13 protein-coding genes are annotated in these 14,630 nt (G+C 61.0%); 11 read left to right on the plus strand and 2 right to left on the minus strand.

Annotated elements, in window-relative coordinates:
- Positions 1-10: 10 nt before the first annotated feature.
- Entirely contained in the window at positions 11-1,555 is a 1,545-nt protein-coding gene (locus CO666_RS07985; protein ID WP_097611534.1) for an acid phosphatase, read from the minus strand.
- Positions 1,556-1,750: 195 nt separating this feature from the next.
- On the opposite strand from CO666_RS07985, the gene CO666_RS07990 reads away from it, so the two are divergent.
- The 11 genes from CO666_RS07990 to CO666_RS08040 all read left to right on the plus strand — a co-directional run bounded on the left by CO666_RS07990 (position 1,751) and on the right by CO666_RS08040 (position 13,990).
- Positions 1,751-3,040, plus strand: coding sequence for a cytochrome-c peroxidase (locus tag CO666_RS07990; RefSeq protein WP_097611535.1), 1,290 nt, complete (start codon positions 1,751-1,753; stop codon positions 3,038-3,040).
- 105 nt (positions 3,041-3,145) lie between these two features.
- Positions 3,146-3,394 (plus strand): FitA-like ribbon-helix-helix domain-containing protein, encoded by a 249-nt coding sequence (locus tag CO666_RS07995; protein WP_097611536.1) that lies wholly within the window; start codon positions 3,146-3,148, stop codon positions 3,392-3,394.
- Complete coding sequence (locus CO666_RS08000) at positions 3,391-3,813, plus strand: type II toxin-antitoxin system VapC family toxin (RefSeq protein ID WP_097611537.1); 423 nt, start codon at positions 3,391-3,393, stop codon at positions 3,811-3,813. Before CO666_RS07995 ends, CO666_RS08000 begins: the two co-directional genes overlap by 4 nt.
- Positions 3,814-3,926: 113 nt before the next feature.
- Positions 3,927-4,853 carry an ArsR/SmtB family transcription factor gene (locus CO666_RS08005; RefSeq protein WP_179869635.1) on the plus strand — a complete coding sequence of 309 codons (927 nt, stop codon included), beginning with the start codon at positions 3,927-3,929 and terminating at the stop codon, positions 4,851-4,853.
- 212 nt (positions 4,854-5,065) lie between these two features.
- Positions 5,066-6,574, plus strand: a complete 1,509-nt coding sequence (gene arfA / locus CO666_RS08010; RefSeq protein ID WP_097611538.1) for an arabinosylfuranosidase ArfA — start codon at positions 5,066-5,068, stop codon at positions 6,572-6,574.
- A 194-nt stretch (positions 6,575-6,768) separates the two neighbouring features.
- Entirely contained in the window at positions 6,769-8,673 is a 1,905-nt protein-coding gene (locus tag CO666_RS08015; protein WP_097611539.1) for an ABC transporter substrate-binding protein, read from the plus strand.
- A 117-nt stretch (positions 8,674-8,790) separates the two neighbouring features.
- Positions 8,791-9,795 (plus strand): ABC transporter permease, encoded by a 1,005-nt coding sequence (locus CO666_RS08020; protein WP_097611540.1) that lies wholly within the window; start codon positions 8,791-8,793, stop codon positions 9,793-9,795.
- Positions 9,796-9,798: 3 nt separating this feature from the next.
- Positions 9,799-10,656, plus strand: a complete 858-nt coding sequence (locus CO666_RS08025) for an ABC transporter permease (protein ID WP_097611541.1) — start codon at positions 9,799-9,801, stop codon at positions 10,654-10,656.
- Position 10,657: 1 nt separating this feature from the next.
- Positions 10,658-11,647: an ABC transporter ATP-binding protein gene (locus CO666_RS08030; protein WP_097611542.1), complete on the plus strand. Its 990-nt coding sequence runs from the start codon at positions 10,658-10,660 to the stop codon at positions 11,645-11,647.
- 47 nt (positions 11,648-11,694) lie between these two features.
- Entirely contained in the window at positions 11,695-12,450 is a 756-nt protein-coding gene (locus CO666_RS08035) for an ABC transporter ATP-binding protein (RefSeq protein WP_097611543.1), read from the plus strand.
- 361 nt (positions 12,451-12,811) lie between these two features.
- Positions 12,812-13,990 carry a T4 RnlA family RNA ligase gene (locus tag CO666_RS08040; RefSeq protein ID WP_245436753.1) on the plus strand — a complete coding sequence of 393 codons (1,179 nt, stop codon included), beginning with the start codon at positions 12,812-12,814 and terminating at the stop codon, positions 13,988-13,990.
- A gap of 77 nt (positions 13,991-14,067) precedes the next feature.
- On the opposite strand, the gene CO666_RS08045 is transcribed toward CO666_RS08040, so the two are convergent.
- Positions 14,068-14,571 carry a hypothetical protein gene (locus CO666_RS08045; protein WP_097611545.1) on the minus strand — a complete coding sequence of 168 codons (504 nt, stop codon included), beginning with the start codon at positions 14,569-14,571 and terminating at the stop codon, positions 14,068-14,070.
- Between the last annotated feature and the right edge of the window lie 59 nt (positions 14,572-14,630).

Consider the following 14,630-nt stretch of genomic DNA (forward strand, 5'->3'; position numbering starts at 1 on the left):
GCGCAGCGGGTCAATGCGTCAGGTCGAGCGCGGCGGTGAGGTCGCCCATCGGCGGCTGGCCATTGGCGCGCAGCGCCGTGTCGCGGGCGACGATGCCGGGCAGAACCGGCAGATCGTAGCGGGCGGTGATCAGGCGGATGATCGAGGTCGTGTCGTACTGGGTATGATCGACCGTGCCGGCCTTGGCGAAGGGCGAGATGACGAAGGCCGGAATGCGGTTGCCCGGGCCCCAGCGATCGGCCTTCGGCGGCGCGACGTGATCCCAGAAGCCGCCATTCTCGTCATAGGTGACGATGACGAGCATATGGCCCCATTGCGGGCTCTTTTCGAGATGGGAGACGATATCGGCAAGATGCTGGTCGCCGCTCGAGACATCGGCATAACCGCCATGTTCGTTGAGGTTGCCCTGCGGCTTGTAGAAAGAAACGGCCGGCAGCTTGCCGTCGTCGATGTCTTTGAGGAAGGCCTCGCCGCCCAGGCCGCCATCCTTCAGATGTTCGGAGCGCGCCGGGGTGCCGGGGGCGAAATTGGCGAAATAGTTGAAGGGCTGATGGTGGAACTGGAAGTTCGGCACCGGCGTGGCGTTCTTGCCATCGAGGGCCGCCTGCCAGGCGCCGCTATACCAGGCCCAGCTGACACCCTTCAGCGACAGGAGGTCGCCGATGGTGGTCTCGTGCTGCGGCGGCAGCGTCGTCGCCGCATTGGGATCGGCATAGGCCGGATCGCCGTCCTTGGCCGGCGGATTGGCGCTCGGCTCGTAGGGCGGCTGCATGGTGTTGACGGCGTAGAAATCGGGCGTCAGCGTGCCGTCGGAGACGAATTTCGGCGCCCCTTCCAGGGCCGATTTCGGGGCATTGTCCGCCACAACGAGCGAGGTGCCGTCGGCATCGACCTTGGCGATCACCGGCTTGGCGGGGCTCTTATCGGCATCGGGATAATAGGGCGCGCAGGCGCAGACCAGCGCGAAGTGGTTGAGGAAGGAGCCGCCGAAGGCGCCCTGGAAGAAGTTGTCGGCCAGCACGTATTTCCTGGCGACCTGCCACATCGGCAGGATCGAGCCGTCATAATGGCCCATGACCAGGCTGCCGGAATCGGCCCAGGCGACGAATTTGTCGTTCTTGCCGCCGTCGATCTGCATCTGCTCCTGATAGAAGCGATGCCAGAGATCGCGGGTGATGACCGTCGGCGCCTGGGCAAAACCCTTGGGATCGTCGATCGCGAAGCTGGCATTGGCAAGATGGGCCGATTGCGCCTCGGTGACGGCAGGGGTCACGCCCTTGGCGGTCAGGCCGCCCCAGGCCGGCGGCAGTTCGGCGAGCGGCTTCCCGTCGCGGTCGAGCTGGCGGGCCTGCTCAGGGCTGACATTGGCAAGACCGTTGGCGCCGGGAAAACCGCCATAGAGATTATCGAAGCTGCGGTTTTCGGCATAGATGACGACGATATTGTCGATCTTGTCGTAACCGGCCGGTGCGGCCTCAGCTGATGCCGCGATAGTGAGCGGCACGAAGGCCGATCCGGCGAGACAGATGGAATGCAGGCGTTTCAGTCTTTTCACGGAGCACCTCATGGCTAGGGGGCGATGGCTAGAGGGAGCGGAGCACGCTCGGGGGCGCACCGACGCTATTCCGGCCGTCTATCAACTTTGTGACATCGGGGGTTGCCGTGATGCCGCAGGAACAGCCGTCATCAATTTGTTGCAACCAGGTTCGATCATGGAGGAAATCAGTCTTAAGCACTTGGAATCCTTATCATGGCAATCAAGACCATCTGGCTTGTACGGTCCGGCCTGGCGGTGAGCATGGGTGCGGCGGCGCTCTGTCTGGCCATTCTGCCGCTGCGGCAAAGCAGCGCGGCGGCGGCTTCCGGCCTGCATCCCGGCCCGATGTCACGCGCCGAGGCCTTCGCCCGGGCCGAGACGCTGACTGCGCTCGGCCGCAAACTTTTCTCGGACACCTCGCTGTCGGCCTCGGGGCTGCAGGCCTGCGCCTCCTGCCATGATCCCCTTCATGGTTTCGGCCCGGCATCGGCAGCACCGGTCGAAATGGGCGGCGACCATATGGACCGGCCGGGCCTGCGCGCCGTTCCGACGCTGCGTTACCTGCAGGCGGTGCCCGCCTTTACCGAGCACTATTACGATTCCGAGGACGAGGGCGACGAAAGCGTCGACAATGGCCCGACCGGCGGCCTGACCTGGGACGGCCGGGTCGATCACGGCGCCGATCAGGCGAAGATCCCGCTGCTCTCGCCCTTCGAGATGGGCAACACGGATGCGGCCGAGGTCGCCGCCAAATTGCGCAAGGCGCCCTATGCCGCCGACATCAGGGCGGCCTTCGGGCCAACCGTGTTCGATAATCCCGAGGACACATTCGACGCCGCCGCCGAGGCGCTCGCCACCTTCGAGCAGAGCGGCCCGGATTTCTACCCCTATTCCAGCCGCTACGACGCCTTTCTCGCCGGCAAGGCGACGCTGACGGCTGAGGAGTTGCGCGGCCGGCAGCTGTTCGAGGACCCGGCCAAGGGCAACTGTTCAAGCTGTCACCTCAGCGAACCCGCCAATGACGGCGAGCCGCCGCTCTTTTCCGATTTCGGCTTCCTCGGTCTTGCCGCACCCCGCAACATGGCAATCCCGGCCAATAATGATCCGAGCTATTACGACCTCGGCCTCTGCGGCCCTGAGCGGACCGATCTGACTGCTCACCAGGAATATTGCGGCCTGTTCCGCACGCCGACGCTGCGCAATGTCGCGCTGAAGAAGAGCTTCTTCCACAACGGCTATTTCCACAGGCTGCGCGACGTCGTCGCCTTCTACGCGACCCGCGACAGCGACCCCGGCCGCTGGTATCCGAAAAATTCGGACGGCACGATCCGCCGCTACGACGACCTGCCGCAGGCCTATTGGGACAATCTCAACCAGGACCCGCCCTTCGGAAGAAAGCCCGGCGATGCGCCTGCGCTGACCGATCCCGAGATCGACGATATCGTCGCCTTTCTGGGGACGCTGACGGATGCCGATCTGCAGCCGGAGGCGAGCGGGCATTGACCCAGTCTCTCCTGTCGGGGACCTGATAGGCTGGTGACGGAAATGCGTTTCTTGAGAACATGCAATCAATGATTTATATGCTATCATTGATGTATGGAGGAAATGATGGCCAGCATGACGATCCGCAACCTCGACGAGGGATTGAAGCAGCGGCTGCGCGTTCGCGCCGCCACGCATGGCCGCTCAATGGAAGACGAGGCACGCGATATTCTGCGTACGGCACTGGCAACCACCGAGCCGGCGGCGCGCAATCTCGCCGATACTATTCGGGACCGCTTGCAATCGGTCGGGGGAGTTGAGCTGGAAATTCCACCCCGGCAGCCAATCCGGGAAGCGCCGGACTTTGACGCGTGATCGTTCTCGATACCAACGTCATTTCGGAACTGTTGACGTCGGCGCCGAATGTGGCTGTCATCGACTGGCTCCGGGCACAACATCCCTCATTGGTATTCACGACCGCGATTACCGAAGCGGAAATTCTCTATGGCTTGCGCCTCCTCCCTCATGGTCGGCGCCGGAGTGATCTCGAGGCAGCAGTCCTGCCAATATTCAATGAGGATATCAGGGGCCGTGTCCTGCCATTCGATCGTGACGCGGCAGATGTCTATGCCATCATTGCCACTGACCGTCGCAAGGCTGGAAGGCCGATCAGCCAGTTTGACGCACAGATCGCAGCTATCACCATCTCACGCGGCGCTTCACTCGCAACGCGCAATGTTTCCGACTTCGAGGGAATTGGCTTGCAGATCATCAATCCGTGGAAGAATCGCTAAGCCCCCACGTCACAGAATCTCAAACTATACAAACCGATCCTGGCCGACCAACTGTTCCCACTTGCCGTATCATAATTTCCGATATACATCATTCCATCGGAAATGGTGGGGGAATGATGGAACGTTCGTTTTTGACGATTGCCGCGGGCGAGAATCATGAGGCGATACGGGCGCTTTCGGCGCCGGCGCGGATCGAGATTCTCAAGCTGCTCTGCGCCAAGGGGCCGCTGAATATCAACGATATCGCCCAGGCGCTTTCCCTCCCCCAATCCACCGTCGCAACCGGCATTCAGATCCTCGAAGAGGCGGGGTTGGTCGATTCGCGGCTGGCGAAGGCCCGCAAGGGAAACCAGAAGATCTGCTCGGCGACCTATAGCGAAATCCTCATCAGCTTCGAGGAAAGTGCGGCGCAGCGGGCCAACAATATCATCGAAGTCGAGATGCCGGTCGGGCTTTATACCAGCTGCGACGTGCATGCGCCTTGCGGCCTCTGCTCCAGCGAGAGCGTCATCGGCCCGCTCGACGTGCCCGATTATTTCCTCGATCCGCAGCGCATGCAGGCCGGGCTGGTGTGGTTCGGCAGGGGCTATGTGGAATATAAATTTCCCAACAATGCCAAGGTGTTGAACAAGGACATTCGCGCCATCGAATTTTCGCTGGAGCTGTCCTCCGAAGTGCCCGGCACCAATCCGGACTGGCCCTCCGACATCACGCTCTGGGTCAACGGCATGGCGATCGGCACCTGGACGTCGCCGGGCGACTACGGCGACAAGCGCGGCGCCTTCACGCCGGCCTGGTGGAAACTCGAAGGCTCGCAATACGGGATGATGAAGACCTGGCGGATTTCGACGCGCGGCACCTTCATCGACGGTGTGGCCGCTTCGAATGTGACGCTCAGCGATCTGGCGCTCGGCCAGCATTCCTCCATCCGGCTCAGGGTCGGCATCGCCGAAAATGCCGGCCATACCGGCGGCGTCAATATTTTCGGCCGCGGCTTCGGCAATCACGGCCGCGACATCATCATGCGGCTGCACGTCTGAATTTTTCAGTATCGGATATCCTGATTTAGAAATGCCGTTTATTTTGAGTTTCAGCAATAGCTAAATATTTCCAACTAACTGTATTATAACGGATTTCTATCATTTTTGCATAAGTATGATTAAATCCGCGACTCGGTTGACAGATCGACATTCCTGATATCAAGTGAGGGGCAAGAAAACAAAATTCCTGATACATAAACGGGGAGGATCCGTTGAAGACGAATGTCGTTGCCCACCGCGATTTCCGCATCGCGACCATTGACGCCAGGCTCTACAGCTCGTTTCTCGAGCATCTCGGCAGAGCGATCTACGGCGGCATTTACGAGCCCGGACATCCGACAGCCGACGAGGACGGCTTCCGCCGCGACGTGCTCGATCTCGTCCGCGATCTCGATACGCCCTACTGCCGTTATCCCGGCGGCAATTTCGTCTCGGCCTATAATTGGGAAGACGGCGTCGGCCCGCGTTCGGAGCGCCCGGTGCGCCTCGACCTTGCCTGGCGCACCCGCGAAGCCAACCAGATCGGCGTCAACGAATTCGTCGACTGGTGCAAGAAGGCCAATACCAAGCCGATGCTCGCCGTCAATCTCGGCTCGCGCGGCCTCGACGCCGCCCGCAACTTCCTCGAATATTGCAATCATCCCGGCGGCACCTACTGGTCGGATCTGCGCCGCAAACACGGCTGGTCCAATCCGCACGACGTCAAATTGTGGTGCCTCGGCAACGAGATGGACGGTCCCTGGCAGGTCGGCCACAAGTCTGCCTATGAATATGGCCGGCTGGCCGACGAGACGGCGAAGGCGATGCGCGGCTTCGACAAGTCGCTCGAACTCGTGGTCTGCGGCTCGTCCAATTCCGATATGAAGACCTATCCCGATTGGGAGGCTCAAGTCCTGGAGCAGTGCTATGACAGCGCCGACTATATCTCGCTGCATATGTATTTCGCCAACCGCGAGAAGAATACGCTGAACTACCTCTCTCGCGCGACGAAGCTCGACCGCTACATCACCACGATCGGCGGAGTGATCGACTACATCAAGGCGAAGAAGCGCTCGAAGAAGACGATCGGCATTTCCTTCGACGAATGGAACGTCTGGTATCATTCCAACCAGCAGGACAAGGATATCCTGGCGCGCGACGAGTGGCCGGATGCGCCGCATCTCCTCGAAGACGTCTATAATTTCGAGGACGTGCTGCAGGTCGGCGGTATCCTCAACACCTTCATCCGCCGCTCCGACCGGGTGCGCATCGCCTGCATCGCCCAGCTCGTCAACGTCATCGCCCCGATCATGACCGAGGACGGCGGTGCCGCCTGGCGCCAGACGATCTATTACCCCTTCTACTACGCTTCGCGATATGGCCGCGGCACGGCGCTGCAGCTCGTCGTCGACGGCCCGACCTATGACAGCGACGAGGAGAACGAGGTTCCCTATCTCGACGTCTCTGCGGTGCATTCCGAAGACGGCCGGACGCTGACCTTCTTTGCCGTCAACCGCCATCCGGATACCACGCTCGATCTCGACGTGCGGCTGGAAGGTTTCGGCGGCGCCCGCCTGATCGAACAGGTGGAGATGACCCATGGCGACCTCGAAGCCGTCAATACGGCGCAGCGGCCGCAAACGGTGGCGCCCGTGCAGGTCGAGAGCGCCAAGATCGAAGACGGACGGGTGCGGGCGGCGCTGAAGCCGCTGTCCTACAACGTCATCCGGCTGTCGGTGTGACAGCCGCCGCCGGGCAAACTCGATATAGGGCCCGGCGCAAACAATTCGGCCCGACTGCGAGGAGGCAGGCGGGCCGGAGGGATGGTTCACCAGGGTCTCGAGCTGCCAAGCTCCGGCTTCCGCGAACCGACAACCGCGACATGCCCATGCGCGCCCCAGCGGCCGCCGTATCGTCGCTTTCTAGGGAGGAGTTCATGCAACAGTGGAAGAGGTTTGCATTCGGCTTCGTGCTGGCCACGCTTGGTCTGGCCGCGACGGCGAGGGCCGATGACTACACCTCCTTGCCGCGCAAGGAGACGCTTATCGTCGAAAATCCGGAAGGGACGATCAAGAATCCCGGCTGGTTCAATATCTGGGTCAATGGCGGCGGCGGGGTTTCCACCGGCCTGCAGCAGCTGACCATGGATACGCTCTGGTATATCGACCCCGAACAGGGGCTTGGCGGCGCGAGCTGGGACAATTCGCTCGCCGCCGACAAGCCGCAATATAATGCCGACTTCACCGAGATGACCGTGAAACTGCGCAAAGGGCTCTTCTGGAGCGACGGCGTGGAATTCACCGCCGACGACGTGGTCTATACCGTCAAGACGCAGATGGATCACCCCGGCATGGTCTGGAGCGCGGCGTTTTCGGTGCAGGTGGCAAGCGTCGAGGCGACCGATCCCCAGACCGTGGTGTTCAAGCTGAAGAAGCCGAATTCGCGCTTCCACGCCCTCTTCACCGTGCGCTGGAACGGCGCGTGGATCATGCCCAAGCACGTCTTCGAGAAAGTCGAAGATCCGCTTCGCTATGATTTCGCCAATCCCGTCTCGCTCGGGGCCTACAAGCTGAAGTCCTACGATCCGCAGGGCAAGTGGTATACCTGGGAGAAGCGCGACGACTGGCAGCGCACCTCGCTTGCCCGCTTCGGCGAGCCGGCCCCGAAATATGTGACCTACACCGATCCCGGCCCGCCGGATAAACGCACCATCGCCCAGCTCGAGCACAATCTCGATATCATCCACGACAACACGCCGGAGGGCATGTTCACCCTCAAGGAGAAGTCGAAGACCATCGACACCTGGTTCCCGGGCTTCCCCTTCGCCCATCCGGATCCGACGCTGCCGGCGGTGATCTTCAATACCCAGAATCCGCCCTTCGACAATGCCGATGTACGCTGGGCGCTGGCCCTGTTGATCGACATCAAGGCCGTCGACATGGCGAGCTACCGCGGGGCGGCGACGCTTTCGGCGCTCGGCGTGCCGCCGACGGCGGCGACGATGAAAGACTATCAGGCGCCGATGCAGGACTGGCTGAAGGATTTCGAAATCGATACCGGCAAGAGCAAGATCAAGCCCTACGATCCCACGATCGGACAGCAGATCGCCGATATCCTGCGCAAGCAGCCGAAGTTCAAGGACCAGATCCCGACCGATCCGGCGGCAATCAGCGGTGCCTTCGGCTATGGCTGGTGGAAACCGGATCCGAAAGCGGCCGGCGAACTGCTCGAGAAGGCCGGCTTCAAGAAATCCGGCGGCAAATGGCTGACCCCTGATGGGCAGCCCTTCAAGATCCGCATGACGGTGGAAGGCGACACGCGCTCGGTCTTCACCCGCGCCGGCACGCTGATCGCGCAGCAATGGGCGGCCTTCGGCATCGACGCCAAGGCGGTGCCGGCCGCGAAACTGTGGCAGACGGCGCTGCAGCCCGGCGATTTCCAGGTGGCGATCGCCTGGAGCGTCGAAACCTGGGGCGGCGATCCCGACCTCTCCTTCTTCCTCGACAGCTGGCATTCGCAGTTCGTCGCCAAGAAGGGCGAGGTTCAGCCGCCGCGCAACTGGCAGCGCTGGTCCAATCCGGAGCTCGACAAGATCATCGAGAGCATCCGCGGCATCAGCGCCGACGACCCCAAGGGCATGGAGCTCGGCAAGGATTATCTGAAGCTGGTCGCCCGCGAAATGCCGACCATCCCGCTGATGTCCTACAACGTCTTCACCTCGATGGATACGACCTACTGGACCGGCTATCCGACGATCGCGGACCCCTATACCGATCCGGTGCCGAACTGGGCGAATTCGAGGCTGATGATGGTCAAGCTGAAGCCGGCGCAACCGAAATAATCCTCCCAACGCCGGCGCGGCAGCCATCGCGCCGGCCCCCTATCGACGGGCATGGGGCCCAACCACCCATGCTCGTCGATCCTTTCCAGAAGGGAACCAGAGAGGAACCACTGCCCTATGACGTCCTATCTGATCTTTGTGCTGAAGCGGTTCGGTCAGTTTCTGCTTGTCGTCTTTCTCGGTGTGACGATCACCTTCTTCGTCACCCACCTGACCCCGATCGATCCGGTCGAAGAAAGCATAGGCGCCATCACCCAGATGGGGCAATCCGACCCCAACGCCATCGAGCTGATGCGCCAGTCGCTGCGCGAGCTCTACGGAATGCAAGGTTCGATCTGGCAGCAATATCTGCATTTCTGGCTGCGGCTGGCGACCGGCGATCTCGGCCCCTCGCTCTCGGCCTTTCCGACCCCCGTCTCCACCATCATCCTGCGGTCGCTCCCCTGGACGATCGGGCTGATGACGGTGTCGACGCTGATCACCTTCGTGCTCGGCAATGCGATCGGTGCGCTGGCCGGCTATTACCGCAAGGACATGGTGCTGAAGGCCGTCAGCCTGGTCTTCATCGCCCTGCTGCCCATTCCCTATTACATCCTCGCCTTCGTGCTGCTGATCGTCTTCGGCTTCATCTGGCCGGTGCTGCCGATCAATGGCGGCTATGAGATGAACGCCAATCTGGACCTCTCCTTTGCCCTCGTCCTCGATATCCTCAAACACTCGATCCTGCCGGCCCTCTCGCTGATCCTGGTCGGCGCCGGCAGCTGGCTGATCGGCATGCGGGCGCTGGTGTCCAACATCATCACCGACGATTACGTCGTCTTCGCAGAGCTTGGCGGCGTGCCGAAGCGGAAGATCCTGCGCTCCTACATCGCCCGCAATGCCATGGTGCCGCAATTTACCGGGCTTGCCATGTCGCTCGGCGCGATCTTCAACGGCACCGTCATCACCGAAATCGTCTTCGGCTATCCGGGCATCGGCAACCTTTTGATCGAAGCGGTGCATGCCGGCGACTACAGCCTGGTGCTCGGCCTCAGCGCCCTGTCGATCGTCGGCGTCGCCGCCGCCGTCTTCATCATCGACATTCTGAGCCCGCTGATCGATCCGCGCATCAAGGTGGAATAGGCCATGTTTACCATCATCCGCGACCTCGCCCGCCAGAACATGGAATTCCTCTGTGGCCTGCTGCTCTTTGCCGTCATCGTCGGCTTCGTCATCCTGTCGTATTTCTCGCCCTACGGCGCGACCGACATCTACCTGCTGCCGCCCGACATGCCGCCGGACGGCGACTATTGGCTGGGCACCACTTCGCGCGGCCAGGACGTTTTCTGGCAGCTGACGACGGCGCTGCGCAACACGCTGTTCTTCGGCATCGGCGTCGCCTTTCTCTCGCGCATCATCTCGCTTGTCGTCGGCCTGGTCGCCGGTTACGCCGGCGGCGCCGTCGACCGGGTGCTGATGGCGATCAACGACAGCGTCATGGTCATCCCGCAATTTCCACTGCTGATCCTGTTCTATTTCGTGCTGAAGGACAGCATGACCTGGACGGCGCTGATCGTCATCATGGCCTCCCTCGGCTGGTCCTATGATGCCCGCCTGATCCGCTCGGTGGCGATCGGCCTGAAGACCAGGCCGTTTACCACCCAGAGCGTCTATTCCGGCATGACGATGCGTAAGATCCTGGTCGAGGAGCACCTGCCCTATGTGCTGCCGATCGTCTTCGCCACGACGATGAACAACATGATCTGGTCGATCGGCATGGAGATCACCCTTTCGGTGCTGGGCTTCACCGATATCGAGACGCCGACCATGGGCATGATGATCTACTGGGCCAATGCGCATTCGGCGCTGATCTCGGGCATCTGGTGGTGGGTGGCCGCCCCCGTCGCCGTCATCGTCATTCTCTTCCTGGCGCTCTTCCTGCTGTCGATGTCGATGAACGAATACAATGATCCGCGCAGCCGGCTGAACCGGATGGGAAGTTAGCATGGAGAATCTGGTCGAAATACAGAACCTGAAAGCCTATTACCGCGCCTTCCTCTATGGCGTCGATCGCGAGGTGCGGGCCGTCGACGATATCAGCCTGACCATCGGCCGCGGCGAGGTCTATGGCGTTGCCGGCGAATCGAGTAGCGGCAAGACGACGCTGATCAAGACCATTGCCGGCGCCATCCGGCCGCCGCTCAGGGTCGTCTCCGGCAGCGTCAAATTCCATTTCGGCGGCGGCACACAGGATATCTACGCGATGACGCCGGAGGAGCGCATGGCGCTGCGCTGGAAGCATCTCTCCTATATCATGCAGGGCTCGATGAACGTGCTCAATCCGGTGCGCCGGATCCGCCACTCCTTCACCGATTTCGCCTTTCGCCACATGAAGGTGAGCAAATCGATCTTCTTCGAAAAGGTTGCCGCCCATTTGCAGCGCCTGAAGCTCGATCCGCAGCTGCTCGACGCCTATCCGCATGAACTCTCCGGCGGCATGCGCCAGCGCATGACCATTGCGCTCGCCACCATCCTGACGCCGGAATTCATCATCGCCGACGAGCCGACGACGGCGCTCGACGTGATCGTGCAGCGCGACGTCTTGTCGATGATCCGCGACATCCAGCGCGAGATGGGCTCGTCCTTCCTGTTCGTCACCCATGATATGGGCGTGCATGCGACGGTCTCCGACCGCATCGGCATCGTCTATGCCGGGCGTCTCGTCGAGGAGGCGCCGACTGCCAAACTCTTCAGCATGCCGCTGCACCCCTATACCCAGCACCTCGTCGGCAGCCTGCCGAAGATCGGCGACCCCACCACGCGGCCCTCGCTGGAGGGGCGGCCGCCGAACCTCGCCATGCCGCCGGAAGGCTGCCGCTTTCACCCGCGCTGTCCGAAGCGCATGGAGATTTGCTCACAGAAGGTTCCGCCCATGGTCACCGTCGCGCCGGAGCGGCGGGTGGCGTGTTTTGCGGTGACGGGGGATCAGGTGTGACTCTGCTTAGCCTCTCGCATGTGACGAAAATCTACCGCCAGGGCGGCATGCTCGGCCGGCGGCTGATCACCGCCGTCAACGATGTCAGCTTCGAACTAGGCGACGAGCCGGAGATCCTGTCGATCGTCGGCGAATCCGGCTCGGGCAAATCGACCGTCGCGGCGATGATCCTCGGCCAGACCGAACCGACGGACGGCGAGCTGCAATTTGCCGGCAAGACCGTCGCCATCCACAGCCGGGCCGAACGCAAGGCCTTCATGAAGGAGGTCCAGCCGGTGCTGCAGAACCCCTTCGAAGCCTTCAATCCGCTGAAGCGGGTCGACCGCTACCTCTTCGAAACCGCCCGCAATTTCTCCGCGGGAAAACGGCCGGACCGGCAGCAGGCGGAAAAGATGGCCGACGCCGCCCTCCACCACGTCGGCCTGACGCTGGAAGAGGTGAAAGGCCGCTTCCCCCACGAACTCTCCGGCGGCCAGCTGCAGCGCGTCGCCATCGCCCGCGCGCTGATCCCGCAACCCCGCCTGCTGGTCGCCGACGAACCGGTCTCGATGGTCGACGCGTCGCTCCGCATGGCGATCGTCAACCTCTTCGGCCGGCTGAAAAACGAACTCGGCCTGTCGATCATCTACATCACCCATGATCTGGCGACGGCTTATTACGTCAGCGACAATATTATCATCATGCGCAAGGGCGAGATTGTCGAACGCGGGCGGGCGCGGGCGGTGTTGGACGATCCGCAGCATGAGTATTCGCGGGCGTTGAAGGATGCGGTGCTGGCGGCGGAGTTTGGTGAGGTGGGGTGAGGGTTGCATTCGCGCAAGTCAGCTAACAAGAGCTCGACAAATCGGCAGCGCGCGTACGCACGGTCGCCTTGAAGGGAGGCCACAGGCAACACTCTTCAAGGAGGCATTGATTAGCGGTGCCCCCATCTTGTGGCAGCCTAGATAATGCCGCGAGAATAAATTCTTTGAGCATGATTGATCGAACCGTGATCTCGAATCGGTTTCACGCTTCGACGCGGGAATCGCGAACGCCAGTAGCGAAATCATTGGCAAAGGCTGTGCTGGGTCCGAACCCAATAGGCGTTGCATCCATCAGCGCGGACAATCAAACCTATTAGAAAATCGCGTTTGACCGCGTGGAACGGCTGAACAATTGATAAATTTGGCCAAAATTGTTTCTGAAGGCGACAAAAGAGGGTGCTGTGAAAAGATGAACGACCCGATACACCCTGCACGCCGAATCCCGTTTCCCGACCTTATCGCTGGCTTGAAGCGAGCCCAAGGGCTTGGCCATGTCCATCGCCGTCCGAACGCAACCAGTACCTTGCAGCTCTACATCTATACGCCCCGGTGCGTATATGAGGATGGTTGGGATCAATTTTCGCTGATCGCTCGCGGTCTCATTGTGGACGAGGGCGCTGGTCGGGTCGTTGCCACACCATTTCCGAAGTTTTTCAATGTCGGCGAGCGGTATGGCGAAGTACCCGATCTGCCGTTTGAGGCGTTCGAAAAGCTCGATGGTAGTCTGATAATCGTGTTCAATGATGCTGGCCGTTGGCACGCAGCCACCAAAGGCGCGTTCGACTCCGAACAGGCCCTATGGGCTCAAGCACGCTTGGATGCCCACGATCTCTCCGGCCTGTCGCCGGATACGACATATCTGTTCGAGGCGGTATATCCGGAAAACAGAATTGTCGTGCGATATGCAGAGCCCGCCATGGTGATGTTGGCGGCCTACCACGCTTCAGGTCTTGAACTAACCTACGACGAGGTTCGAAGGACGAGCCAAGCGTTGGGATGGCGTGCGGCCGAACGCCATGAGTTCGGGAATATGGCGGACATGATGCTCCATACTGCAACGCTCCCACGCGACAACGAGGGATTTGTCGTTAGATTCACAAATGGCGTGCGCCTCAAACTCAAAGGCTCCGAGTACCGTCGTATCCATGCGTTGATCTCACGCTGCACGCCATTGGCACTGTGGGAAGCAATGGCCGCTGGGGACGACATGGCCGCGATTCGTCGTGATTTGCCGGAAGAGTTTTGGAGCGATTTTGACGACATCGTACTCCTCCTGACGAAGGAATACGCGGCGATGGAAAGGAAGGTCGTTGAACTGGCAGCATCTGTCGCCCATCTTTCCGATAAAGAGTTGGGATTGTCGCTCAATTCACTGCCTGCTGACGTGGGTCCTTACGTTTTTGGCTTGCGAAAAGCAGGTGCAATCGTAGGCAAGTCCCGAGACGCGTTGATGCGTTCCATCAGACCCACTGGCAATGTGTTGCCGGGTTACCAGCCGTCATATGCCATGGGGCGTGTGATTGATGAGGCAACATCGTAGATTTGCAGCGTACAGTAGCTCTGGCGTGAATGCGGGATTGGAGAAGGCCTCGGCTGAGAGGTTGCGTCCGCCGCCAGTCAATTGTCGGGATCGTTGGAATTGGGTCCGGACGCCGCAATTTGCGGGCGGCTGAGGATCGTTCTTCGTAGAGACTCCAGCCATTCATTCGGTGTTCCGTTGAAATGATCCTTCAGGCGGTCGATAAGATGGCTCCCACTCCACACCGCCGCGGGTTCCATAGACGCGGCCTCCGTGACGGTGACAGACGTTTCAACGCCGTGCCGATAGGCCGTTACCGCTCCCGAAAGAACGTCCCTTTTTACGAATTCCATATCTTCCCAATCGGGATCTGGCTTGAGGAGCCCTAAACGACGCCAGCCAGCGCCGCCAAACGCGCTGTCCATGACCCAGCATCGGAATGTAACCGGCATCCCGCCCATTGGCTGAGGCATGATCTCCGTCTCGAATACCACATCAAAAAAGATGGCGAGCGGATGTTTGAGAGCCATGGCAGCGGCATAGCGACCGTCACCGAGATCAATCTCAAACAGCTCGCCGCGTCTCGGCGCCTTCCGCCCCATTTTATTCTCCAAATTGCCACGTCGCTTCGGCTTTTACACCAAATCGAGGTCAGCCACAC

This window comes from Rhizobium chutanense (genome assembly GCF_002531935.1).
Lineage (GTDB): Bacteria > Pseudomonadota > Alphaproteobacteria > Rhizobiales > Rhizobiaceae > Rhizobium > Rhizobium chutanense.

Coding starts and splice junctions, on each gene's coding strand:
- CO666_RS07990 (WP_097611535.1), top strand. CDS start 1,751: ATGGCAATCAAGACCATCTGGCTTGTACGGTCCGGCCTGGCGGTGAGC.
- CO666_RS07995 (WP_097611536.1), top strand. CDS start 3,146: ATGGCCAGCATGACGATCCGCAACCTCGACGAGGGATTGAAGCAGCGG.
- CO666_RS08005 (WP_179869635.1), top strand. CDS start 3,927: ATGATGGAACGTTCGTTTTTGACGATTGCCGCGGGCGAGAATCATGAG.
- CO666_RS08015 (WP_097611539.1), top strand. CDS start 6,769: ATGCAACAGTGGAAGAGGTTTGCATTCGGCTTCGTGCTGGCCACGCTT.
- CO666_RS08020 (WP_097611540.1), top strand. CDS start 8,791: ATGACGTCCTATCTGATCTTTGTGCTGAAGCGGTTCGGTCAGTTTCTG.
- CO666_RS08025 (WP_097611541.1), top strand. CDS start 9,799: ATGTTTACCATCATCCGCGACCTCGCCCGCCAGAACATGGAATTCCTC.
- CO666_RS08030 (WP_097611542.1), top strand. CDS start 10,658: ATGGAGAATCTGGTCGAAATACAGAACCTGAAAGCCTATTACCGCGCC.
- CO666_RS08035 (WP_097611543.1), top strand. CDS start 11,695: ATGCTCGGCCGGCGGCTGATCACCGCCGTCAACGATGTCAGCTTCGAA.
- CO666_RS08045 (WP_097611545.1), bottom strand. CDS start 14,571: ATGGGGCGGAAGGCGCCGAGACGCGGCGAGCTGTTTGAGATTGATCTC.